The organism is Lentzea sp. CC55 (assembly GCF_021056325.1).
In the GTDB taxonomy this organism is placed as follows: Bacteria; Actinomycetota; Actinomycetes; order Mycobacteriales; family Pseudonocardiaceae; genus Lentzea; species Lentzea jiangxiensis.
In genome coordinates, this window is record NZ_JAJCXE010000013.1 from 2,040 (window position 1) to 27,591 (window position 25,552).

Consider the following 25,552-nt stretch of genomic DNA (forward strand, 5'->3'; position numbering starts at 1 on the left):
CCCGCGCACCACGGCCTCGGCCACGGTCCGCACGGTCGACTCGTCGTGCAGGTGTTCGGAGTAGAACCAGGACAGCACCAGTTCGCCGTCCTCGACGCCGCCGACGACGTCGAGCTGGAACGGCCGCGGGCTGTCGGCTGCCGGGTCGGCTCCGCGGTCGTCCAGGCGGCCGCGAACCAGGCCCTCCTCGGCCGCCGCCACGTCGAACCGGCCGTGGTAGTTGAAGCTGACCGGCGGCAACGCGGACCCGGTCAGGGAGTTCGCGCGGAGCTGGCGCAGCGCCTCGAACCCGAAACCGCGGCCGGGAACGGCCCGCAGCTGCTCCTTCACCGACTTGAGCACCACGCCCCAGTCGCCGGCGGGCACGGTCAGCGCGACCGGGTACTGCGTAGTGAACCAGCCGACCGTGCGCGAGGTGTCGACGCCGTCGAGCACGTCCTCACGGCCGTGGCCCTCCATCGTCACGGCGACGCGGTCCCGTCCGGTCCACGCCGACAGGGCCCGGCCGAGCGCGCTGAGCAGCACGTCGTTGACCTGCGTGCGGTAGACGTCCGGCACGCGGTGCAGCAGGGCGTCGGTGTGCTCCCTGCCCAGCCGCACCGACACCACGCGCGTGGATCCGGCGGTGTTGGGGCCGTCGCGGTCCACCGGCACGTCGCCCGGCACGCCGAGCGCGGCGGTCCAGTGCGGCAGTTCGGCGTCGAAAGCGCCGGAGCGCACGTGCTCGGCGAGCCGGTGGGCCCACTGGGTGAACCGGGTGCCGACCGGGTCGAGGGTGATCCGCCCGCCCGCCACGGCCTGGCGGTAGGCGATCTCCAGGTCGCCGAGCAGGATCCGCCACGACACGCCGTCGACGACGAGGTGGTGCACCACGAGGCTCAACCGCTTGCCGGAGAACACCAACGCGCGCATCACCGGACCGCGGCTGATGTCCAACCCCGCCCGGGCGGCCGTGACCAGAGCTTCTTCCTCCACTGTGGACACGTCGTGGCGTTCCAGCTCGACCACGGCGTCGGCCACGTCCTGGACCCACTCGTCGTTCACGCGGGTGAAGCGGGTGCGCAGGGCCTCGTGGTGCGCCACGACCGCGGCCAGGGCGCGCTCCACCGCGTCGACGTCGGTGTCGTCGGCCAGCTCCAGGTGCACCGACATGGTGAAGTGGTGCGGGTCGTCGGTGTGGGAGTCGAGGTACCACCGCTGGATCGGCGTGAGGGGCGCCGGCCCGGCGATCTCCGGCAGTGCGGTCTTCGGTTCGTTCGTGCGGACGACGGTGGCCAGCTCGGCGATGGTCTGGTGGGTGAACAGGTCCCTGGTGGCCAGCTCCAGGCCGGCCTGGCGGGCCTTCGACACGACCTGGATGCTCAGGATCGAGTCGCCGCCCAGGCCGAAGAAGTTGTCGTGCACGCCGACGCGGTCCACGCGCAGCGCCTCGGCCCAGACCCGCGCCAGCTGGAGTTCGACGGCGGTGCGCGGTGCCACGTGGTCCTGCGACCCGCCGGCGTCGGGGGCGGGCAGGGCGCGGCGGTCCACCTTGCCGCTGTCGGTCGTGGGCAGCTCGTCGAGCGGCACGAACAACGACGGCACCAGGTGGTCGGGCAGCCGGAGCTTCAGCCGCGCCCGCAGTTCGCCCACCTCGGCGGTTCCCACGACGTAGCCGACGAGGCGGTGGGTGCCCGGTTCGACCTCCTGCGCCACGACCACGGCCTGCTCCACCCCCGGCAGGCCGGCCAGCGCGGCCTCGGCCTCGCCGGGTTCGACGCGGTAGCCGCGGATCTTGACCTGGTCGTCCGCGCGGCCCCGGTACTCCAGCACGCCGTCGGCGGTCCAGCGGACCAGGTCGCCGGTCCGGTACATCCGGCTGCCGGGCGGCCCGAACGGGTCGGCGACGAACCGGTCCGCGGTCAGGCCCGGACGGTTCAGGTAGCCGCGCGTCACCTGGTCACCGGCCAGGTGCAGCTCGCCCGGCACGCCGACCGGCTGGGGCCGCAGCCCCGCGTCGAGCACGTAGGCGCGCAGACCCTGCCCCGGCGTGCCGATCACCGGCAGGTCCCGGCCGGTGATCTCGGTCCACACGGAGTCCACGGTGCACTCGGTGGGGCCGTAGAGGTTCACCGCGGTGACGCTGTCGGCCTCGGCGAGCGCACGCCACAGCGGCTCGCCGACGGCCTCGCCGCCCAGGGCGAGCAGCAGCGGCCGTTCGAGCACCCCTTCCGGCAGGAGCTGCCGCAGGTAGGACGGCGTGCAGCTGAGGAAGTCGATGCCGTGCAGGGCGATGTGCTCGACCACGGCCCGCGGGTCGAGCCGGACGTCGTCGTCGAGCAGGTGCAGCTCGTGGCCCGCGGCCAGCAGGAGCAGGCCCTCCCAGGAGGCGTCGAAGGTGTACGCGGCGGTGGCGATGCCGCGCAGCACGGTGCCGTCCCGGGGCAGCAGGCGGGCGTGGTGGTCGGCGACGAGCGCGGCGAGGTTGCGGTGCTCGACCACGACGCCCTTGGGACGGCCGGTGGAGCCGGAGGTGTAGATGACGTACGCGGCGTGCTCCGGCCGCAGCGGCGCCGTGCGGTCGGCGTCGGACGGATCGGTCGCGGGACGGGCGGCCACGGCGGGGTCGTCGAGCCGCACGTGCGGCAGGTCGCCGTGGACGCTGTCGTCCGCCACGACCACGAGCACCGGCCGGGCGTCGTCGAGCACGAACGCGATCCGCTCCGCCGGGTGCTCCGGGTCGACCGGCAGGTACGCGCCACCGGCCTTGAGCACGGCCAGGATCGCGAGCACCAGCTCGGCCGAGCGGGGCAGCGCCAGCGCCACCACCGATTCCGGCCCGACGCCCGCGGCGATCAGGTGGTGGGCGATCCGGTTGGCGTCGGCGTCGAGCTCGGCGAAGGTCCACGACCGGGCGCCGTCGACCAGCGCGGTCGCGTCGGGCGTGCGGGCGGCGCGGTCCTGGAAAACCTCGTGGTAGGCCGGTGCGGGGCCGGCGGTGCCGGTGTCGTTCCACCTCTCCAGCACGTTCACGAGCTCGTCGCCGGTGAGCAGCGGCAGGTCGGCCACGGCGAGGCCGGGGTCGGCGGTCGCGCCGTCGAGCAGCACGCCGACGTGGGCCACCAGCCGCTCGGCCGTGGCGGTGTCGAACAACGCGGTGTCGTAGGTGAGCACCGCCTCCAGCCGGCCGTCGACCTCCTGGAACTGGAACGACACGTCGAAACCGGCCGCGACCGACGGCGGCGGCAGCTCCTCGACCCGCAGACCGGGCAGGCGCGGTTCTTCGCCGCCCGTGTTCTGCAGCACGACCATCGCCTGGAACAGCGGGGTGCGGCTGGGGTCGCGCACGGGGTGCACCTCGTCCACAACCCGTTCGAACGGCACGTCCTGGTGGGCGAAGGCGTCCAGCACCGTCTCCCGCACCTGGCCGAGCAGGTGCCCGAAGCCCTCGCGCGGGTCGACGTCGCAGCGCAGCACCAGCGTGTTGACGAAGAACCCGACCAGACCCTCGAGCTCGGTGCGGTCACGGCCGGAGACGACCGTGCCGACGGCGACGTCGCGCTGCCCCGACCACCGGGAGAACACCGCCTGGCACGCGGCGACCAGCGCCATGAACAGCGTGCCGTCGTGCCGGCGGGCCAACGCCCTGAGCCGCTCGGTGACCTCGGCGGGCACCTGGAAGTGCACCAGCGCGCCCTGCTTGCCCCGGGTCGCCGGCCGGGGCCGGTCGGTGGGCAGCTCCAGCGGCCGCACGCCGTCGAGCGCACGGCGCCAGTGCGCCAGGTGCTCGCGCAACGCCTCCTCGGTCGAGGAGTTCCGCTGCCACACCGCGAAGTCGGCGTACTGCACCGGCAGGCCGGGCAGCTCCGCGTCCCCGCCGCACGTCGCGGCCTCGTAGCAGGCGCCGAGCTCACCGAGCAGCACGCCGTTGGACCAGCCGTCGGTGACGATGTGGTGCAGCACGAGGGAGAGCACGTGGTCGTCCTCGCCCAGCCGCGCCAGCAGCACCCGCACCAGCGGGCCGCGCCGCAGGTCGAACGGCGTGGTGGTCTCGCGGGTCAGGACGTGGGCCAGTTCCTGGTCGGTCACGTCCACCACGGGCACCTCGACGGGCCGCGGCGGGTGCACGACCTGCACACCGCGCCCGTCGACGGTGTCGAAGGTGGTGCGCAGCGACTCGTGCCGCGCGACCAGCGTCGTCAGCGCCGCGTTCAGGGCGTCGACGTCCAGGGGGCCGCGCAGCCGCAGGATCGACGGCGTCAGGTACTCGACGCCTCCGGGTTCGAACTCGTCGAGGAACCACAGCCGCTGCTGGGCGAACGACAACGGCAGGCCGCCGTCGCGCGGCACCACGGGGATCTCGGCCAGCCCGGCCTTCGCCGACTCCGCGACCAGCGCGGCGATCCCGGCGACGGTCGGGTGGGTGAACAGCGTCCGCGGCGACATCTCCACGTCGAACGCGGCCCGCAGTCGCGAGATCACCCGGATGCTGAGGATGGAGTCGCCGCCGAGCTCGAAGAAGTCGTCCCGCACACCGATGCCGGGCACGCCCAGCACCTCCGACCAGATGGCCGCCACCTCGCGCTCCACGTCCGTGCGCGGTGCGACGTGCTCGGTGCGCGCCCCGGTGAAGTCGGGCGCGGGCAGGGCGCGGCGGTCGACCTTGCCGTTGGCGTTCAGCGGAATCGCGTCCAGCTCGACGAACGCCGCCGGCACGAGGTAGTCGGGCAGCCGCTGGGCCAGCCACGTCCGCAGGTCGGACGCGGCACCCGTCACGTAGGCGACGAGCCGCTGATGTCCCTCGTCCTTCCGTGCGATCACCACTGCTTCGCGGACGTCGGGGTGCTGCGTCAGCGCGGCCTCGACCTCGCCGGGCTCGATCCGGAAGCCGCGGATCTTGACCTGGTCGTCGGTGCGGCCCAGGTAGTCCAGTGTGCCGTCGGCCAGCCACCGGACGCGGTCGCCGGTGCGGTACATGCGGTCGCCGGGCTCGCCGAACGGGTCCGCGAGGAACCGGTCGGCGGTCAGGCCCGGACGGCCGAGGTAGCCGCGGGCGAGCTGGGCGCCCGCGAGGTGCAGTTCTCCCGGCACGCCGACGGGGACCGGCTCCAGGTCCTCGTCCAGCACGTAGGCCCGCGTGTTGGGCAGCGGGCGCCCCACGACCGGTCGCCCGGTGCCGGTGATCCGGCCGGACAGGGCGTCCACTGTGGACTCGGTCGGACCGTAGAAGTTGTAGCTGACGGTGCCCTGCACCTCCGCCAGGCGCCGCCACAGGTCCTCGCCGATCGCTTCGCCGCCCAGCATCAGCACCTTCGGCCGGTGCTCGCCGTCCACCAGCCTGGCCTCCACCAATTGCCGTGCGTAGGACGGGGTCAGGTCCAAGAAGTCGATCCGGTGATCACGCACGTACCGCACAAGTGCGGACGGGTCGAGCCGCACGTCCTCGTCCAGCACGTGCAACTCGTGACCGTCGGCCATCAGCACGATGCCTTCCAGCGACGTGTCGAACGAGAACACCGCCGACAACGCCACCCGCAACCGGTGGCCGCGGGCGAAACCCTCCCGGTGGGACACCAGGAGGTTCACCAGGCTGCCGTGCTCGACCACCACACCCTTGGGCCGCCCGGTCGAACCGGACGTGTAGATCACGTACGCCGCCTGTCCCGGATCCACCGGCTCCAGGTCGGCCGGGTCGTCGGACTCGGGCAACTCGCCACGCACCACCAACACCGGGTTCGCGTCCCGCAGCAGGAACTCCACCCGGTCCGCCGGCAGCGACGGGTCGACCGGCAGGTAGACCCCGCCGGCCTTCCAGATCGCCAGCAACGCCACCACGAACTCCACCGACCGCGGCAACGACAACGCCACCGCACGTTCGCGGCCCACGCCCGACGCGACGAAAGCACGCGCCACCCGGTTCGCCCACGCGTTCAGCTCCGCGAACGACAGCGACCGGTCCCCCACCACCAGGGCGGTGGCGTCCGGAGTGGACAGCGCCTGGCTCTCGAACACCTCGACGACCGACTTCTCCGCCACCTCGGTGGCCGTGTCGTTCCACTCCACGAGGACCTGGTGCCGCTCGTCACCGGTCATCAGCGGCAGGTCCGACACCTGTCGTGCCGAGTCGGCGGCGATGGCGTCGACGAGGAGCAGCAGCCGGTCGGCGAGGCGGTGGACCGTGCCGGCGTCGAACAGGTGCGGGTCGTAGGCCAGGTCGAGGCGGAGGCGGTCGTCGAGCACGGCGCTGAGGGTGAGCGCGAAGGTCGTGGTGTCGCGGGCCTGCACCTCGGTCGCCCGGATGCCGCCGACCTCGGCGACGTCGTTGAGCGGGTAGTTCTCGAACACCACGGCGCTGTCGAACAACGACGACCCCGCGGGGACGTCGCTCCACGACCGCAGGTCGGCCAGCGACACGAAGTCGAACCGGCGCGACTCCGTCTGCGCCGCCTGCACCTCGCCCAGCCAGGTTGCGACCTCGGCGTCGGCGCGCACGGCGACCCTGGCCGGCACGGTGTTGATGAACAGGCCGATCATCTGCTCCACGCCCGGCAGCTCACCGGGGCGGCCGGACACCGTCGTGCCGAACACGACGTCGGACTCGCCGCTGTAGCGCGAGAGCAGCAACGCCCACGCACCCTGCACCACGGTGTTGACGGTGAGGCCGTGGCGGCGGGCGGTGCGGCGCACCCGGTCGGTCTGCTCGGCGGTCAGCGCCACCGGCACCGCCGTGGAGGACTCCGTGGCGTGGTCACGCGCGGGCGGGCGGTCGTAGGGCAGGGCGGTGGGCGCGGAGAAACCCGCCAGCACCTCACGCCAGTGGCGTTCGGCGTCGGACCGGTCCTGCGCGTCCAGCCAGCGCAGGTAGTCGCGGAACGGCCGCCGGGACACGACCTCCGGCGCGCCGCCCGCCGTGATCGCCCGGTACTGCTCGCACACCTCGGCGAACACCTGCGCGAGGCTCCACCCGTCCAGCAGCACGTGGTGGAACGTCCAGACGAGCAGCACCTCGTCGCCGGACAACCGGGCCAGGTCGATCCGCATCAGCGGCGCCCGGCGCAGGTCGAGGTCCTGCGCGCCCAACGCTTCCAGCTCGCGTTCACGATCCTCTTCGGACAGTGCGCGCCAGTCGTGGTGCGTGGCCGGCAGGTCGACGTGCGAGCGGATCACCTGCACGGGCCGCTCGACGCCTTCCCAGACCAGGGCGCCGCGCAGCACCGGCGTGCGGTCGACGACGCGCTGCCACGCGGTGGCGAGGGCCCGTTCGTCGGTGACGCCGGTCAACCGCAGGCGCACCTGGTCGAAGTAGGCGGTGGACGACGGGTCGGCCAGGCCGTGGAAGAGCATGCCCTCCTGCAGCGGCGTCAGCGGGTAGACGTCCTCGACCTCGGCACCGGTGCCGGCCAGCCGGTCCACCGCCGCCTGGTCCAGCCGAGCCAGCGGGAAGTCCGACGGCGTGCGGCCACCGGCACCCGACTCGGCGCAGTGCGCCACGATCTCCGCCAGTCCACGCATCATCGCGTCGGCCACGGCCCGCACCGTCGGCTCGTCGTGCACGCGGCCGGAGTACAGCCAGGTGAGTTCCAGCCGGCCGTTCTCCACCAGACCGACGACGTCGACCAGGTACGCGCGGGCGTTGCCGGGAGCGCTGTCCCGGCCGAGCGGGGCGCGGCGAGCGCGGACGAGCCCGTCGGCCCCGGCCGCGACGTCCCACTGGCCGTGGTAGTTGAAGCTGATCAACGGGTGCGGGTCGTCCCGCAGTGCCGCCGCCGGGGAGCCGGGAGCGGACAGGTGGCGCAGCGCCGCGTAGCTCTGGCCGCGGCGTGGCAGTGCGCGCACCTGCTCCTTGACCGACTTCAGCACGGCGCCCCAGTCGCCCTCCGGCACGTGCAGCGCGAGCGGGAACTGGCTGGTGAACCAGCCGACGGTGCGGGAGAGGTCGAGGTCGTCGGGTACGTCCTCGCGCCCGTGGCCCTCCAGGCCGACCAGCACGCGGTCGTGCCCGGTCCAGCCGGCCAGTGCCCGGCCGAGGGCACTGAGCAGCACGTCGTTGACCTGCGTGCGGTAGACGCCCGGCACCTGGTGCAGCAGCGCGCCGGTGTCGGCGGCGCTGAGCCGCACGGTGACCGACCGGACGTCCTCCGCGGGGTCGCCGTCGCGGTCCACCGGGATCCCGGCGGGGGCGGAGGCGGCGAAGCCGGTCCAGTGGTCGAGGTCGGCGTCCAGCTCACCCGCGCGCACCCGGTCGGCCAGGCGGCGGGCCCACGTGGCGAACGCGGTGGTCACGGGTTCCAGTGCGATCGACTCGCCGCGCAGCACCTGGTGGTAGGCGGTGTCGAGGTCGTCGAGCAGCACTCGCCAGGACACGCCGTCCACGACGAGGTGGTGCACGGTGAGGAAGAGTCGGCGGCGGCCGTCATCGAGGCGGAACAGCAGGGCTCGTAGCAGGGGGCCTTCGGCGAGGTCGAGGCTCGACTGGGCGGCGAGGGCGGCCTCGTCGCAGGCGTGGTCGTCGAGGCCGGTCAGCACCTGCAGGACGCCGGTCGGCGCAGTGGGCGCCAAGTCCTGGACCCAGCGGTCGCCGTCGCGGGTGAAGCGGGTCCGCAGCGCGTCGTGGTGCGCGACCACGGCGTCCACGGCGGTCGCCAGCGCCCGCTCGTCCACCTCGGGTGCCAGCTCCACGTGCGTGGACATGGTGAAGTGGTGCGGGTTCGCGGGCGCGGTCTCGAAGAACCACTCCTGGATCGGCGTCAGCGGCGCGGGCCCCGCGACCGGGGCGTCCGGCGTCTGCTCGGCCACGGCGGTCGCGACGGCGGCCAGCTCGGCGACGGTGGGGTGCAGGAAGACGTCCTTGGACGACAGGCGCAGGCCTGCCCGGCGGGCGCGGGCGACGAGCTGGATGCTGAGGATGGAGTCGCCGCCCAGCTCGAAGAAGTTGTCCTCGACGCCCACGCGGTCGACGCGCAGCACCTCGGCCCAGACGCGGGCCAGCTCCCGTTCGACCGGCGTGGTGGGCTCGACGTGGCGGTCGGCCGCCGTGCGGGCCTCGGGGGCGGGCAGCGCCCGGCGGTCGACCTTCCCGTTGCCGCTCAACGGAAGCGCGTCCAGCTCCACGAACGCCGACGGCACCATGTAGTCGGGCAGCTCGCGGGTGAGCCACGTGCGCAGCTCGGCGTGTGCCGGGACCGTGCCCGCCGCGGGCACGAGGTAGGCGACGAGCTGCTTGCGGCCGTCGTCGGTGCGGGCGACCGTGATCGACTGGACGATGTCGGGGTGGCGCACGAGCAGGGCGTCGATCTCCCCCGTCTCGACGCGGAAGCCGCGGATCTTGACCTGGTCGTCGGTGCGGCCGACGAACTCCACGACGCCGTGCGCGCGCCAGCGGCCGATGTCGCCGGTGCGGTACATGCGGGAGCCGGGCGGGCCGAACGGGTCGGGCAGGAACCGCTCGGCGGTCAGGCCCGGCTGCCCGAGGTAGCCGCGGGCCACGCCGGCGCCCGCGAGGAACAGCTCCCCCGGCACTCCGGCGGGAACCGGGCGCAGGCCCCGGTCGAGCACGTAGACGGCCATGCCGTCCAGCGGCCGGCCGATGGGGATGACGTCGGGCACGGTGTCCGTCATCGGGAACGACGTCGCGAACGTCGTGGTCTCGGTCGGGCCGTAGCCGTCGACCACCGTCAGACCGGGGCAAGCCTCGAGCACGCCGCGCACGGCCGCGGCGGGCACCACGTCACCGCCGGTCCACACCTCCCGCAGCCCGGCGAACGCCTCCGGCGCCTCCTGGGCGACGAGCCGGAACAGCCCCGCGGTCAACCAGATCGCGGTCACGCCGCGGCCGGCCGCGTCCCTGATCGCCTCGGCGTCCACGTCACCCGGCCGCGCCACCACGACCTGACCGCCGCGCAGCAGCGGCACCCACAGCTCGTAGGTGGAGGCGTCGAACGCCGACGGCGAGTGCAGCAGCACGCGGTCGTGGGCCCCGCCGTCGAAACGGGAGTCCAGTGCCAGCGCCACGACGTCGCGGTGCCGCACGGCCACCCCCTTGGGCGTGCCGGTGGACCCGGAGGTGTGCATGACGTAGGCGAGCTGGTCCGGGTGCGCCACGACGGCGGGATCGGCCGCGCCGTCCCGGGCACCGTCGATCCGTACGGTGTGGACGGAGCCGACCAGGTTCTCGTTGCGCGCGTCGGTGAGCACGACCGCGATCCCGGAGTCGTCGACGACCCGCCGGATGCGGTCGGCCGGCGCACGACCGTCGAGGGGCACGTACGCCGCTCCGGCCTTGACGATCGCCAGCTCGGCGACGACCAGATCGGCGGACCGCTCCACGAGCAGCCCCACCCGGTCCTCCGGCCGCACGCCGAGCTCGACCAGCTCACGGGCGAGCCCGTTGGCCCGCGCGTCCAGTTCGGCGTAGGTGAGGGTCGCGTCGCCGGAGATCACGGCGGGCGCGTCCGGCGTCCGGCGCACCTGCTCGGCGAACAGGCCGGGGATCGTCGCCTCGACCGGGGCGCGACGGGCGTCGTTCCAGGCCACCAGCACCTGGTCGCGTTCGGCCTCCGACAGCCACGGCAGCTCACCCAGCGGCCGGTGCGGATCGGTCGCCACGCCGTCGAGCAGCCTCACGAGGTGGCCGGAGAAGCGCTCGGCCGTGGCGGCGTCGAACAGGTCGGTGTTGTACTCCACCACCCCGTCCAGCAGGCCGTCGCGCTCCTGGAACTCGACGGTCAGGTCGAAGATGGCGTCCCGCCGGGCCAGTCCGACCCTCTCGACCGCCAGGCCCGGCAGCCGCGGCGGGGTGCGTTCGGCGTTCTGCAGCAGCACCATCACGTCGAACAACGGGTTGCGGCTGACGTCGCGGTCCGTGTGCAGGGCGTCGACCACGCGCTCGAGCGGGACCTCGTCGTGGGCGTACGCCTCCTTGACGTTCTCCTTGACCTGGTCCAGGAAGTCGGCGAAGGAAACTCTGCTGTCCACTGTGGACCTGAGGACGACGGTGTTGACGAAGAACCCGACCAGCCGTTCCAGCCCCGGGCGGTCGCGGCCGGTGGTCACGGTGCCCACGGCCACGTCGTCCTGGCCGGCGTAGCGGGCCAGCAGCGCCTGGCACCCGGCCATCAGCACGGAGAACAGGATCGTGCCGCGTTCCTGGGCGAGCGCGCGCAACGCCGCGGTGGTCGTGGCCGAGACGGTGAACCCGTGCGTCGCACCGTTCGTGGTGCGCACCGGCGGACGAGGACGGTCGGTGGGCAGCTCCAGCGGGGTGGTGCCGCTCAGCCGCCGCGTCCAGTGCTCGACCTGGCCGCGCAACGCGTCACCGGACAGCCGTTCCCGCTGCCAGGCGGCGAAGTCGGCGTACTGCAGCGGCAAGGCGGGCAGTGCGGCCTCCCGTCCGTCGACGGCCGCCCCGTACAGCTCGCCCAGCTCCTCGGTCAGCACGCCCATCGACCAGCCGTCGGTGACGACGTGGTGCGCGGTGACGAGCAGCACGTGCTCGTCCTGGGCCAGCCGCACCAGCAACGCGCGCACCAGCGGGCCGCGCCGCAGGTCGAACGGCCGGGAGTACTCCTCGACCAGCAGCTCGTCCAGGTCGCCGGGCGGCTCGGCCACCGGCAGGGCGAGGTCGAACGGCGGGTGCACGACCTGCACACCCACCCCGTCGGCCTCGTCGAGCGTGGTGCGCAGCGACTCGTGCCGCGCCACGAGCCCGGTCAGCGCCGCGGACAGCGCGGCCACGTCCAGGTGTCCGGTCAGGCGCAGCGCCAGCGCGCTGTTGTAGCCGGAGCCGCCGGGCTGGAAGCCGTCCAGGAACCACAGGCGCTGCTGCGGGAACGACAGCGGCAACGGCCGGGTCCGGTCGGCCGGTCTGATGGCGTCGGCCTGCTGCGAGCGGCCGGAGAGGCGGCGGCGCATCTGCTCGCGCAGGTGCGGGGGCAGCGCGGCGATGCGGTCCTCGATCGACGACGACATGGTGGTGTCTCCTCACAGTTCCTGGGTGGCGCCGTCTTCGAGGGCGAGGCGTTCGAGCTCGAGCAGGATCTTCTCCTCGACCAGTCCCGCGAGGTCGGCGACCGTGCGGGCGGTGAGGACGTCGTGCGGGGTCAGCGGCACGTCGAAGGCCGCACGGCAGCGGGACGTGACGAGCAGGCTGCGCATGGAGTCGCCGCCGAGTGCGATGAAGTCGTCCTCGGCGCCGACGCGCTCCACGCCCAGCACCTCGGCCCAGATCGCGGCCATGACCTCCTCGGTCTCGGTCCTGGGCGCCACGTACCGGGCGGCGGGCGCGGTCACCGACGGTTCGGGCAGCGCGGCGCGGTCGACCTTCCCGTTGGCGCTCAACGGCAACGCGTCGAGCACGACGAACACCGAGGGCACCATGTAGTCGGGCAGGGACCGTCCCGCGAACTCCGCCAGCTCCGCCGGTTCCGGCGCGCGAGCCGGGTCGGCGGGCACCAGGTAGGCCACGAGCCGCTTGCCGCCGAGGTCGTCCTCGCGGACCACCACGACCAGCCCGCCCACGCCGGGATGCCGTGCCAGCACCGCCTCGACCTCACCGAGCTCGATGCGGAAGCCGCGCAGCTTCACCTGGTCGTCGGCGCGGCCGGCGAACTCCAGCACGCGACCGGGCAGCCACCGCACGACGTCGCCGGTGCGGTACATCCGCTCCCCCGGCGTGCCGAACGGGCAGGCGACGAACCTGGAGGCCGTGAGGCCGGGCCGGTCGAGGTAGCCGCGGGCCAGGCCCGCACCCGCGAGGTAGAGCTCGCCGGGCACACCGATCGGCACCGGGCGCAGCCGGTCGTCCAGCACGTACGTGCCCATGCCGTCGAGCGCGGAGCCGATCGGCACGGTGTCCGGCACGTCGTCCTGGCCGGTCATCCGGTACGAGGTGGCGAACGTCGTGGTCTCGGTCGGTCCGTACCCGTCGACCACCACCAGACCGGGGCAGGCCGCCAGCATCCGGCGGACCGCGGCGGCGGGCACGACGTCACCGCCGGTCCACACCTCGCTCACGCCCGCCAGGCAGTCCGGCGAGTCCTGCGCCAGCACGCGGAACAGCCCCGCGGTCAGCCAGAGCGCCGTCACGCCGTGCGCGGTGACCAGCTCGCGCAACGCGGCCGCGTCGAGGTCCTCCGGCGGAGCGACGACCACCCGCCCACCCCGCAGCAGCGGCACCCACAGCTCGTAGGTGGACGCGTCGAACGCCAGCGGCGAGTGCAGGAGCACGGTCCGGTGGGCCGGGCCGTCGAACCGGGAGTCCAGTGCGAGCGCGGCGACGTCCCGGTGCCGCACCGCGACACCCTTCGGCGTGCCGGTCGAGCCCGAGGTGAACTCCACGTAGGCGAGTCCGTCCGGGTGCGCGGTGACCGCAGGCCGATCGGCCGACGTCGCCCCGTCGGGGACCAGGACGTGGCCGTCGAACGGAACGTCCGCGTCGGTGATCAGCACCCGGCTCCCGGCCTGCTCCAGCACCAGCCGCCGGCGCTCCCGCGGCGCCCTGCTGTCCAGCGGCAGGTACGCGCCGCCCGCCTTGAGCACGGCGAGCACCGCGACCACGACGTCAGCGGATCGGCGCAGCAGCACGCCGACGCGTTCCTCGGGCCGCACGCCGAGCGAGATCAGCCGCTGCGCCAACCGGTTCGCGCGAGCGTCCAGTTCGGCGTAGGTGAGCGACGTGCCGCCGGCGACCACGGCCGCCACGTCGGGCGTCCGGTCCACCTGTGCGGCGAACAGCTCCGCGACGGTCGCGTGCGGAACGCCGACCTCCCCCCGTTCCGGGAGGACGAGCCGCCGCTCGGCCTCGCCGAGGACGTCGACCTCGCCCACCGCCCGATCGGGATCGGCGGCCAGGCCGAGCAACGCCGTGGCGAGGTGGCCGGCGACGCGCTCGACCGTGGCGGGGTCGAACAGCGCCGGGTCGTAGCTCAGCCGGAACTCCAGCTCCTCACCGGGGCGAACCCCCACGCTCAGCGGGTAGTTGGTCGTCTCCACGGCGTCCAGGTCGCGGACGGTGACGCCGTGGGTGGCGACCTCGTCGACCGGGTAGTTTTCGAACACCACGATGCTGCTGAACAGCTCCGTGCCGGTCCACGACTGCAGGTCCGCGAGCGACACGTGCTCGAACCGCCGGGCCTCGGCCTGGTCGGCCTGCAGGCGCCTCAGCCACACCGCGACCGGCTCGTCCTCCGCGATCGCCGTCCGCACCGGCAGGGTGTTGATGAACATGCCGGTGATGGCGTCCGCGCCGGCCAGCTCGACCGGGCGGCCGGACACGGTGGAACCGAAGCACACGTCGGTCTGCCCGCTGTAGCGCGACAGCAGCAGCGCCCACGCGCCCTGCACCACGGCGTTGAGCGTCAACCCGTTGCGCTGGGCGAAGTCGCGCAAGCCGGCGCCGGGCAGCTTCATCGTGGTCCACTCGGCCGAGCGGGTGGCGTGACCCGGTTCGGCGGGCCGGTCGAGCGGCAGCGGTGTGGGGGCCTCGAACCCGCGCAGCGCCTGCCGCCAGTGCGCTTCCGCCTCGGCCGGGTCCTGTGTGGACAACCAGCGCAGGTAGTCGCCGAACGGGCGGCGGGACGGGAGCCCGGGTTCGCGTCCGGCGGTGAAGGCCGCATAACAGGTGATCACGTCGTTGAGCACCTGGAACGTGCTCCAGCCGTCGAGCAGCACGTGGTGGAACGTCCACCCGACCCGCACGGCCGTGTCCGACTCGCGCGTCAGCTCCAGCCGCATCAACGGCGCGGTGCCGAGGTCGAGTTCGCCGTCGCCGCGCGGAAGATCGACCTCGCGGCAGACCACCTGCACCGGCCGGTCGACGCCCTCCCACACGACGCGGCTGCGCAGGATCGGCGTGCGTGCCACCACTTCGCGCCACGCACGCTCCAGCGCCCCGACGTCCGTGACGCCGTCGAGGACGAAGGAGAGCCGTTCGGTGTAGAGGCCTTCGTGGCCGTGGGACAGGCTGTGGAACACCATGCCCGCCTGCATCGGCGTCAGCGGGTAGACGTCCTCCACGTCACGGCCGTCCCCGACGATCCGGTCCACCGCGGCCTGGTCCAGGCCCGCCAGCGGGAAGTCCGACGGCGTCCGGCCACCCGCACCCGGCTCGGCGCAGTGCGTCACGACCTCCCGCAACGCCGACGTCATCGCCTCGGCCAAGGCCCGCACGGTCGCCTCGTCGTGCACCTCGGCGCTGTAGTACCAGGTGAGCTGGAGCCGCTTGCCCTGCACCGCACCGACGACGCCGAGCAGGTGGTGCCGAGGCGTGTCGGGCGCGGCGTCCGCACCCAGTCCACCGATCGTGCGGAACGCTTCGCCGCCCGCCGCACCGTCGAACTGCCCGAGGTAGTTGAACGCGACAGCCGGCCGCACTCCGCCGTACCGCGCGCCGTGGCCGATGCCGCGCCGGGGCACCGCGCGCAGCCGTTCCTTGGTCGCCTTCAGCACCTCGCCCCAGTCCCCCGCCGGCACGTCGAGCGCAACCGGGAACACGGAGGTGAACCAGCCGACCGTGCGGGACAGGTCGACGCCGTCGAGGAAGTCGCCGTCGCGGCCGTGGCCCTCCAGGTCGACCAGCACCCGCTCCCGGCCCGTCCACCCCGCCAGCACCCGTCCCAACGCGCTGAGCAGCACGTCGTTGACCTGCGTGCGGTACACGGCGGGCACGTCCTGCAACAGCGCCCTGGTCAGGCCGGCGTCCAGCTCGACCGTGACGCCGCGCACGGAACCGGTCGTACCGGTGCCGTGGCGGTCGACGGGCACGCCGGGGTCGCCGGTCACGCCCGCCCAGTGGTCGGCCTCGTCGTCGAAGCCTCCGCCGTCGGTGTACTCGGCGAGGCGCAGCGCCCACTCGCGGAACGACGTCGTCTTGGCCGCGAGGACGACCTCCTCACCGCGCCGGGCCTGGAGGTAGGCGGTCTCCAGGTCCTCCAGCAGCACCCGCCACGACACCCCGTCGACGACCAGGTGGTGCGCGGTGAGCCGCAGCGTGCGGGACGTGAGCGTGGCCCGCAGCAGCGGTCCGCGGCTCAGGTCGAATCCGGAGTCCACTTCGGACAGGACGTCGGCGGGTCCGACCGGCGGGTTGTGCTGCCGCCACCCGGACTCCGTGCGCTCGAACCGCATCCGCAACGCGTCGTGGTGCTCCACCAGCCCCGCCAGTGCCTTGCGCAACGCCGCCGCGTCGACCTCGTCGGTGAACTCGACCTCGACGAACTGGTCGAAGTGCTCGGGATGCGGCGGTGCGGTGTCGAGGAACCAGCGCTGGATCGGGGTCAGCGGAACCTCGCCGGCCACCGGACCCTGCGGCACACCGGCCGCGGTTTCGGCAGCGGGCACGGCCGCCGCGAGCGCGGCCACCGTGGGGTGGGTGAACAGGTCCCGCGGCGCGAGGCCGTACCCCGCCTGCCGGGCGCGCGACACGACCTGGATGCTGATGATCGAGTCACCGCCCAGCTCGAAGAAGTCGTCCTCGACGCCGACCCGCTCGAGTCCCAGCACCTGCGCCCAGATGTCCGCGAGCACGCGCTCGGCCTCCGTGCGCGGCTCGACGTGCCGGGCACCGGTCGTCTCCCACTCCGGCGCGGGCAGCGCCCTGCGGTCGAGCTTCCCGTTGCCGGTCAGCGGAAGGCGGTCCAGGTGCACGAACGCCGAGGGCACCATGTGGTCGGGCAGGGTCCGCGCCAGGAACGCGCGCAGGTCGGCGCCCCGGCCGCCCACGACGTAGCCGACGATGACGTTGCGCCCCGCGTGCTCGCGGACCTCGGCGACGGCGGCGGTCACGTCCTCGTGCGCTTCGAGCGCGGCCTCGACCTCCCCCAGTTCGATGCGGAAGCCGCGGATCTTGACCTGGTGGTCGGCGCGGCCGAGGTAGTCGAGCCGGCCGTCCTTCCAGCGGGCCAGGTCGCCCGTGCGGTACATGCGGGAGCCTGGTGCCCCGAACGGGTCGGCGACGAACCGGGACGCGGTCAGGCCCGGCCGGTTGAGGTACCCGCGGGCCAGCCCGGCGCCGGCGACGTGCATCTCACCGACGACGCCGGGCGGCACCGGCCGCAGATCCTCGTCGAGGACGTACACGCGCAGGTCCGGGATGGGTTCGCCGACGGTGCCGTCGGCGGGCGTCCACGTGACGTGCACGGTGGTCTCGGTGATGCCGTACATGTTGATCAGCTCGCCGGGACCGGTCCAGGCCGCCAGCTTGCGCACGTCCAGCGCCTCACCGCCGAAGACCACGTACCGCAGGGAGAGGTCGCGCGGTTGTTCGGCGATCAGCTGGTAGAACGCCGACGGCGTCTGGTTGAGCACCGTGACCCGTTCCCGCGCCAGCAGGTCGGCGAACTCGCGCGGCGAGCGCGACACCTCGTGCGGCACGACCACGAGCCGCCCGCCGTGCAGCAGCGGGCCCCACAGCTCCCACACGGAGAAGTCGAAGGCGTAGCTGTGGAACAGGGTCCACACGTCGTCGGCACCGAACCCGAACCAGGCGTCGGTGGCCGAGAACAGCCGGGCCACGTTGGCGTGCGGCACGACGACGCCCTTGGGCCTGCCGGTGGAACCGGAGGTGTAGATGACGTACGCCGGGTTCTCCGGCCGCAGCACCACTTCCGGTGCCGTGGAGGGCATGCCGGACAGGTCCGGCAGCTCGGTCAGCACGGCCACCGGCCGGGTGTCCTCGACCATCCCCGCGACCCGGTCCTCCGGGTAGGAGGGGTCGATCGGCAGGTAGGCCGCGCCGGACTTGAGCACGCCCAGCACCGCCACGACCAGGTCGGTGGACCGCGGCAGCCGCAGCGCGACGTACTCCTCCGGTCCGGCACCGCGTTCGAGGAGCAGGTGCGCCAGCCGGTTGGCACGGGCGTCGAGCTCGGCGTAGGTCAGGTGCTCGCCCTCGCAGGTGACCGCGACGGCGTCCGGGGTGCGCGCGGCCTGCTCGGCGAACAACCGGGGCAGCGTCGCCACCGGGAAGTCCCCGCCGGCCGGGTTCCACTCGACCAGCACCTGCTCGCGTTCGGCGTCGTCGAGCAGCCGCAGCTCGCCCAGCGGCAGCGCGGGGTCCGCCAGCACGTCGTCCAGCAGCATCCGCAGGTGCCGGCCGAGCCGCTGCACCGTGGCCTCGGCGAACAGCGCCGGGTCGTGGTCGAGCTCGACCACGAGGCGCGGCCCGGGCGACACCACGACGGTGAGGGCGTAGTTGGTGGGCTCGTGCGCGTGCACGTCGTGCAGCCGCAGGCCGTGCGCGGCCATGGCGTCCTCGTCGAACGGGTAGTTCTCGAACACCACGATGCTGTCGAAGAGGTTCGCGCCACCGGGCAGGGCGCTCCACCCGCGCAGCCGCGACAGGGGCACGTGCTCGAAGCGCCGCGCCTCAGCCTGGTCGGCCTGCAGCTCCCGCAGCCACGACAGCTGGTCACGCCCGCGGTCGACGGCGACCCTGGTGGGCACGGTGTTGATGAACATGCCGACGGTCGACTCGACGCCGGGCAGGTCGGCGGGCCGACCGGACACGGTGGTGCCGAACACGACGTCGGACGTGCCGGCGTAGCGGGCCAGCAACACCGCCCACGCGCCCTGCACGACGGTGTTCACGGTCAACCCGTGGCGCTGGGCCGCCTCGCGCAGCCGTTCGGTGCTGCCGGCGGTCAGCTCGAAGCGGACGGTGCCACCGGACTGCGCGCGGTGCGCGTCGACCGGGCGGCGGTCGAACGGCAGCGGGGTCGTCTCCGCGAAGCCGTCGAGCACCCGCCGCCAGTACCGCTCGGCCTGCTCGCCGTCCTGCCTGTCGAGCCAGTGCAGGTACTCGCGGAACGGCGGGCGGGCCGCGGCGGGTCCCGGGGTGCCGCGGGTGATGGCCGCGTGGTGCTCGCAGACCTCGGTGAACAGCTGGGCGGCACTCCACCCGTCGAGCAGGACGTGGTGGAACGTCCACAGCACCAGCACCTCGTCGTGCCCCAGGCGGGCGATCGCCACGCGCATGAGCGGTGCGGTGGTGAGGTCCATCCCGGCCGCGCGGTCGCTCTCCAGCAGTGCGCGCAGCTGCTCGTCCTCGTCGAGACCGGTCCAGTCGAGGTGGGTGATCGGCAGGGTGACGTCGGGGCGCACGAGCTGCAGCGGTTCCGCGAGCCCGTCCCAGACGACCTCGCTGCGCAGCACGGCGTTGCGGTCCACGACGCGTTGCCAGGCCTCGCCCAGCACCAGCGGGTCGGTCACGCCGGAGAGCCGGAAGCGGACCTGGTTGAAGTACGCACCGGAGGTCGCGCCGTCGACCAGGCCGTGGAAGACCATGCCCGCCTGCATCGGCGTCAGCGGGTAGACGTCCTCCACGTCACGGCCGTCACCGGCCAGCCGGTCCACCGCGGTCTGGTCCAGCCGCGCCAGCGGGAAGTCCGACGGTGTCCTGCCGCCCGCACCCGGCCGGGCGCAGTGGGCGACGACCTCCCGCAGGGCCGCGGCCATCGCCTCGGCCAGGTCCCGCACGGTCCGCCGGTCGTGCACCCGGTCGCTGAAGTACCAGGTGAGGTCGAGGCAGCCGTGCTCGACCGCGCCGACGACGTCGAGCAGGTGCGGGCGCGGGGCCTCCGGCGCGCTGTCGAGCTCCAGGCTGCCGCGCACGGCGTGCAGCACGCCGCCCTCCACGGCGGACCAGTCGAGGCGGCCGAGGTAGTTGAAGCTGATCTGCGGTCCGCCGGTGCCGGGGTCGTGCAGGGCGCCGTAGCTGATCCCCTTGCGCGGCACCGCGCGCAGCTGTTCCTTGACGGACTTGAGGACCGCTCCCCAGTCTCCACCGGGCACGTCCAGCGCGACCGGGAAGATCGAGGTGAACCAGCCGACCGTGCGGGAGAGGTCGACTCCGTCGAGCACGTCCTCGCGTCCGTGGCCCTCGAGGTCCACGGGCACCCGCGTGCGGCCGGTCCAGTCGGCCAGCACCCGGCCGAGCGCGCTCAGCAGCACGTCGTTGACCTGGGTGCGGTACGCGCCGGGCACGTCCTGCAACAGCGCCCTGGTGGTCTCCGCGTCGAGCCGGACCGAGACGGCCTCGGTCGACCCGGCGGTGTTGGGACCGTCGTGGTCGACGGGCAGGGACGGGTCCACCGAGGCGGTCGCCGCCCAGTGGTCGCGCTCGTCGTCGAAACCACCGCCGGCGGTGTGCCGGGTGAGCCGGTGCGCCCAGTCCCTGAACGACGTCGTCTTCGCGGCCAGCCGGACGGGCTCGCCGCGCACCGCCTGGTCGTAGGCGGTGACGAGGTCCTCCAGCAGGACGCGCCACGACACGCCGTCCACGACGAGGTGGTGGATCGTCAAGCGCAGCAACGGGTGCCGCAGCTCGGCGTGCAGCAGCGGCCCGGTCGCGAGGTCGAACCCGGGGCACGGGCCGGTGGTGAGCAGCTCGGCCGGCTCGACCGGCGCGTTGTGCTGCCGCCACCCGGACTCCGTGCGCTCGAACCGCATCCGCAGCGCGTCGTGGTGCTCCACCAGCGCGGCCAGCGCCGTGCGCAGGACGTCGATGTCCACATCGGACGCCAGCTCCACCGTCAGCACCTGGTCGAAGTGCTCGGGGTGACCGGGGTTCGTGGCGAACAGCCACCGCTGCACCGGCGTGAGCGGCACGTCGCCCGCCACCCGGCCCTGGTCGGCCTCGGCGGGTCCGGCGACGGCCGCCACGGCCGCGAGCGCCGCCACGGTGGGGTGCCGGAACAGGTCGCCGGGGCTGAGCGCCAGCCCGGCCTGCCGGGCGCGCGACACCACCTGGATGCTGAGGATGGAGTCGCCGCCCAGCTCGAAGAAGTTGTCGGCGGCGCCCACGCGCTCGACGCCGAGCAGCTGGGCCCAGATCCCGGCCAGCACGGCTTCCGGTCCGTCGGCGGGCGCGACGTGCGCGGTGGTGGTGGCCCACACCGGCTCGGGGAGGGCGTGGCGGTCGACCTTGCCGCTCGCGTTGAGCGGCAGCGCGTCCACGACGACGAAGGCCGACGGCACGAGGTAGTCCGGCAACGTGCGGCCGAGGAACTCCCTCAGCGACGCCACGTCCGGAGCGGTGCCGGCCGCGGTCAGGTAGGCGACCAGCCGCTTGCGGCCGGTGTCGTCGGCGCGCACGACCGTCACCGACCCGGCGACGGCGGGGTGCGCGGACAGGGCGGTGTCGACCTCGCCCGGTTCGACGCGGAACCCGCGGATCTTGACCTGGTCGTCGGTGCGGCCGACGAACTCCACCGTGCCGTCGGCCCGCCACCGCACCAGGTCGCCCGTGCGGTACATCCGCTCCCCCGGCGCGCCGAACGGGTCGGCGACGAACCGGGACGCGGTGAGCCCCGGCCGGCCCGCGTAGCCGCGCGCCAGGCCCGAACCGGCGATGAACAGCTCGCCCGGCACACCGATCGGGGTGGGCGACAGGGTGCCGTCGAGCACGCGCAGGCGCATCCCGTCGAGCGGGCGGCCGATGGGCACCAGGTCGCCGACCGCGCCGGCGTCGGTCATGCGGTGCGAGGTGGCGAAGGTGGTGGTCTCGGTCGGGCCGTAGCCGTCGACCACGGCGATGCCGGGGCACGCGCGCAGCACCCGCCGGACCGCCGGTGCGGGGACGACGTCACCACCGGTCCACACCTCGCGCAGTCCGCTCAAGCACTCCGGGTCGTCCTGCGCGATGACGCGGAACAGGCCCGCGGTCAGCCACAGCCCGGTCAGCCCGTGCCGGGTGACCAGGTCGCGGATTCCGCCGGCGTCCAGGTCCCCCGGAGGGGCGACCACGACGGTGCCGCCGTTCAGCAGCGGCACCCACAGCTCGTAGGTGGTGGCGTCGAACGCCGGAGCGGAGTGCAGCAGGACCCGGTCGTGCGCCCCGCCCGCGAACCGCCGGTCCCGCGCCAGGTCGGTCACGTCGCGGTGCCGCACGGCGACACCCTTGGGCACACCCGTGGACCCCGAGGTGTGCATGACGTAGGCCAGCTGGTCCGGGTGCACCGCGACGTCCGGCGTCGTGGCCGGTTCGCCGGTCAGGTCTTCGCCGCCCAGCACGACCACGCGTCCGTCGTGGATCTCGCGCACGGTCGCGAGCCACGTGTGGTCGGTGAGGACCACCCCGGCACCGCATCCCTCCAGCAGCACGGCCAGCCGCTCGGCGGGCGCCCTGGTGTCGAGGGGGACGTACGCGCCCCCCGCCTTGGCCACCGCCAGTTCGGCGGTCACCAGGTCGGCCGAGCGGCTCAGCAGCAGAGCCACGGGTTCCTCGGCGCGCAGTCCGTGGCGCAGCAGGTGGTGCGCCAGGCGGTTGGCCCGCACGTCCAGCTCGGCGTAGGTCAGCGAGGTGCCGCCGGCGACCACGGCCTCGGCGTCGGGTGCGCGGAGGACCTGCTCGGCGAAGAGCGCGGTGACCGTGGCCGGGGATTCGCGCCGGGCGGTGTCGTTGAACGCTTCCAGCACCTGGTGGCGTTCCTCCTGCCCGAGCAGGGGCAGCTCGCCCAGGCGCACGCCCGGGGCGATGGCCTGCAGCACGGCCCTGAGGTGGCCGGCCATCCGCTGGATCGTGGCGGCGTCCCACAGGTCGGTGTTGTACTCGACGGACAGGTCCAGCGAGCCGTTGCGCGGCCAGAACTCCACCAGCAGCTCGAACCGCGCCCGCGGCCGCGGCAGGTGGTGCTCGGTGACGTCCAGCGCCTCGACCGTCCTGGGGCGCACCATCTCCTGCTGCAGCACGACGATCGCCTGGACCAGCGGGGTGCGGCTGGGGTCCCGGTCCGGGCGCAGCTCGTCGACGAGCCGGTCGAACGGGACCTCGTCGTGGGCGAACGCGTCGAGCACGGTGTCCTTGACGTCGGCCAGGAACCGCTCGAACGGCGCCTGCGGGTCCACTGTGGACCGCAGGACGAGGGTGTTGACGAAGAACCCGACGAGGTCGTCGAGCTCCGGCCTGCCACGTCCGGCGGACGCGGTGCCCACGGCCACGTCGCGGCGGCCGGTGTAGCGGGCCAGCAGCAGCTGCACGGCCGCCGCCAGCGTGGTGAACAGGGTCGTGCCGCCGTCCCTGCTGACGTCGGACAGGCGCTGCACCAGCTCGCTCGGCAGGGACTCGCGGTGCACGGCGCCCGCCGTGGTGCGCTGCGCGGGGCGGGGCCGGTCGGTGGGCAGGTCGAGCGGTTCGAGGCCGTCGAGGACGCGCCGCCAGTGCTCGACCTCCTCCGCCACGGAGGGATCGTCGAGGCGGCGTTGCTGCCACGCCGCGAAGTCGCCGTAGCGCACGGGAAGCGGCTTGAGGCCGGCTGTCGTTCTTCGGACGGCGGACCGGTACAGCTCCAGCAGGTCGTCGACCTGGAGCCGGACCGACCAGCCGTCGGTGACGACGTGGTGCTGGTCGAGCAGCAGCACGTGGTCCTGCTCGGCCAACCTGGCCAGCACGGCGCGCACCAGTGGGCCGGTGCCCAGGTCGAACGGTGTGGTCAGCTCCTCCGCGCACAACCGGTCCAGCGCGTCGTCCTGGTCGGCGGTGGTGGAAAGGTCCTCCACCCGCAGCGGCACCGCGGCACGGGCGGCGATCACCTGCACGCCTCGACCGTCGACCTCGGCGAAGGTGGTGCGCATGGTCTCGTGCCGCTCGGCCAGTCCGTCGAGCGCGGCCCGCAGGGCGTCGAGGTCGAGAGGACCGCGCAACCGCAGAGCGACACCGGTGTTGTAGTCGGTGGCGGCGGGGTCGAGCTGGTGCTGCAACCACAACCGCCGCTGTGCCGGGGAAAGCGGCAGGACATCGCCGTGCGGCACGGGGGTGATCCGGTCGTCCGCCGTGATGGGCAGGCGGTCGGCCAGCAGGCCGGCGAGGCCGGCCACGGTCCGTGCGCCCATCAGGTCCCCGGTCGACAACGGCACGTCGAGCGCCGTGCGCAGCCGTGACACCACGCGCAGGGCCTGGATCGAGTCGCCGCCCAGCGACAGGAAGTCGTCCTGCGCGCCGACCAGTCCGGGGTCGATCGCGAGCACGTCCGCCCAGGCCTGTGCGATGGCGCGTTCGGCGGGGGTGCGGGGCGCGACGTGCCCGGTCCGCCGGTCGAGGCCCCAGTCGGGTGCGGGCAGCGCCTTGCGGTCGACCTTGCCGTTGCTGTTGAGCGGAAGGCGGTCCAACGCCACGAACGCCGACGGCACCATGTAGTCCGGCAGCGAGCGCAGGAGGAACGCGCGCAGTTCTTCCTCGGACGGTGCCGACGTGGACACCACGTACGCGACCAGGCGCTTGACCCCGTTGTGGTCCACCTGCGCCTGCACCGCGGCCTGCACGACCTCGGGGTGCTTGGCCAGCACGGCCTCGACCTCCGCGGTCTCCACGCGGAAACCGCGGATCTTGACCTGCTCGTCGACGCGGCCGACGAAGTCGACGGTGCCCTCCGGCGTCCACCGGACCAGGTCGCCGGTGCGGTACATGCGCTCACCGGGTGCACCGGACGGGTCTGCCAGGAAGCGGTCCGCGGTGAGGCCCGGGCGGTGGAGGTAGCCGCGGGCGAGTCCGGCGCCCGCGATGACCAGCTCACCGGTCTCCCCGTCGGGGACGGGGTTCAGGTCCTCGTCGAGCACGTGCAGGCGCATGCCGTCCAGTGCCGTGCCGATGGGCAGGACGTCGGGCACCGCTTCGAGATCGGGCAGGGGGTGGCAGGTGGCGAACGTGGTCGTCTCGGTGGGGCCGTAGACGTCCACGACGGTGGTGCCGGGGCACGCCCGCAGCACCCGCCGCACCGCCGCGGCCGGCACGACGTCACCGCCGGTCCACACCTCGCGCAGTCCCGCCAGGCAGGCGGGGTCGTCCTGCGCCAGCACGCGGAACAGACCCGAGGTCACGAAGAGCCCGGTCACGCCGTGCTCGCTGATCGCCTTCCGCAGGACCTGCCCGTCCACGTCGCCGGGAGGAGCGATCACGGCGGTGCCGCCGCTCAGCAGCGGCACCCACAGCTCGTAGGTCGACGCGTCGAACGCCATCGGCGAGTGCACCAGCACGCGGTCGTGCGCACCGCCGGTGAACCGCTCGTCGCGCACCAGGTCCACCACGTCGCGGTGGCGCGCCGCCACGCCCTTCGGCACCCCCGTGGACCCCGAGGTGAACACGACGTACGCCAGGTTGTCCGGGTGTACCGGCACCTCGGGTGCGGACTCCCCTTCGTCGCTCACGACGAGCACGTGGCCGCCGTGCACACGCTCCGCCACGCTCTTCCAGGTCTCGTCGGTCAGCAGCACCGAGACCCCTGCCTCGGCCAGCACGGTCGCCATCCGCTCGTCGGGCGCGCGAGCGTCGAGCGGCACGTACGCGCCCCCGGCCTTGAGCACGGCGAGCAGACCGGCCACGAGGCCGGCCGACCGCTCCACGAGCACACCGACCGGCTGTTCGGGCCGGACTCCCAGCCGCACCAGGGATCCCGCGAGCCGGTCCGAGCGTGCGTCCAGGTCCGCGTAGGTGTGCTCGCCGTCGTCGGCGACCACCGCCACCGCGGCGGGAGTGCGCCGGACCTGTTCGGTGAACAGGCCGACCACCGTGTCCCGCTGCTCCGCGCGGAAAGGACCACCGGCTGACGTGGTGGCGGGCACTGTGTCGTGGAGCGTCATCGCCGTC

The 25,552-nt window shown here is 73.7% G+C and carries 2 protein-coding genes; both read right to left on the reverse strand.

What is annotated here, in order from left to right:
• Positions 1–11,946, reverse strand: an 11,946-nt coding sequence (locus L6E10_RS08375; RefSeq protein WP_236218438.1) for a non-ribosomal peptide synthetase, incomplete at its 3' end; no start/stop codon positions are given.
• A 12-nt stretch (positions 11,947–11,958) separates the two neighbouring features.
• Positions 11,959–25,545 carry a non-ribosomal peptide synthetase gene (locus L6E10_RS08380; protein WP_236218440.1) on the reverse strand — a complete coding sequence of 4,529 codons (13,587 nt, stop codon included), beginning with the start codon at positions 25,543–25,545 and terminating at the stop codon, positions 11,959–11,961.
• Positions 25,546–25,552 lie beyond the last annotated feature (7 nt).

Bases quoted from the DNA above. Each gene is read 5' to 3' on its own strand.
- L6E10_RS08380 (WP_236218440.1), bottom strand. From the start codon at position 25,545: ATGACGCTCCACGACACAGTGCCCGCCACCACGTCAGCCGGTGGTCCT.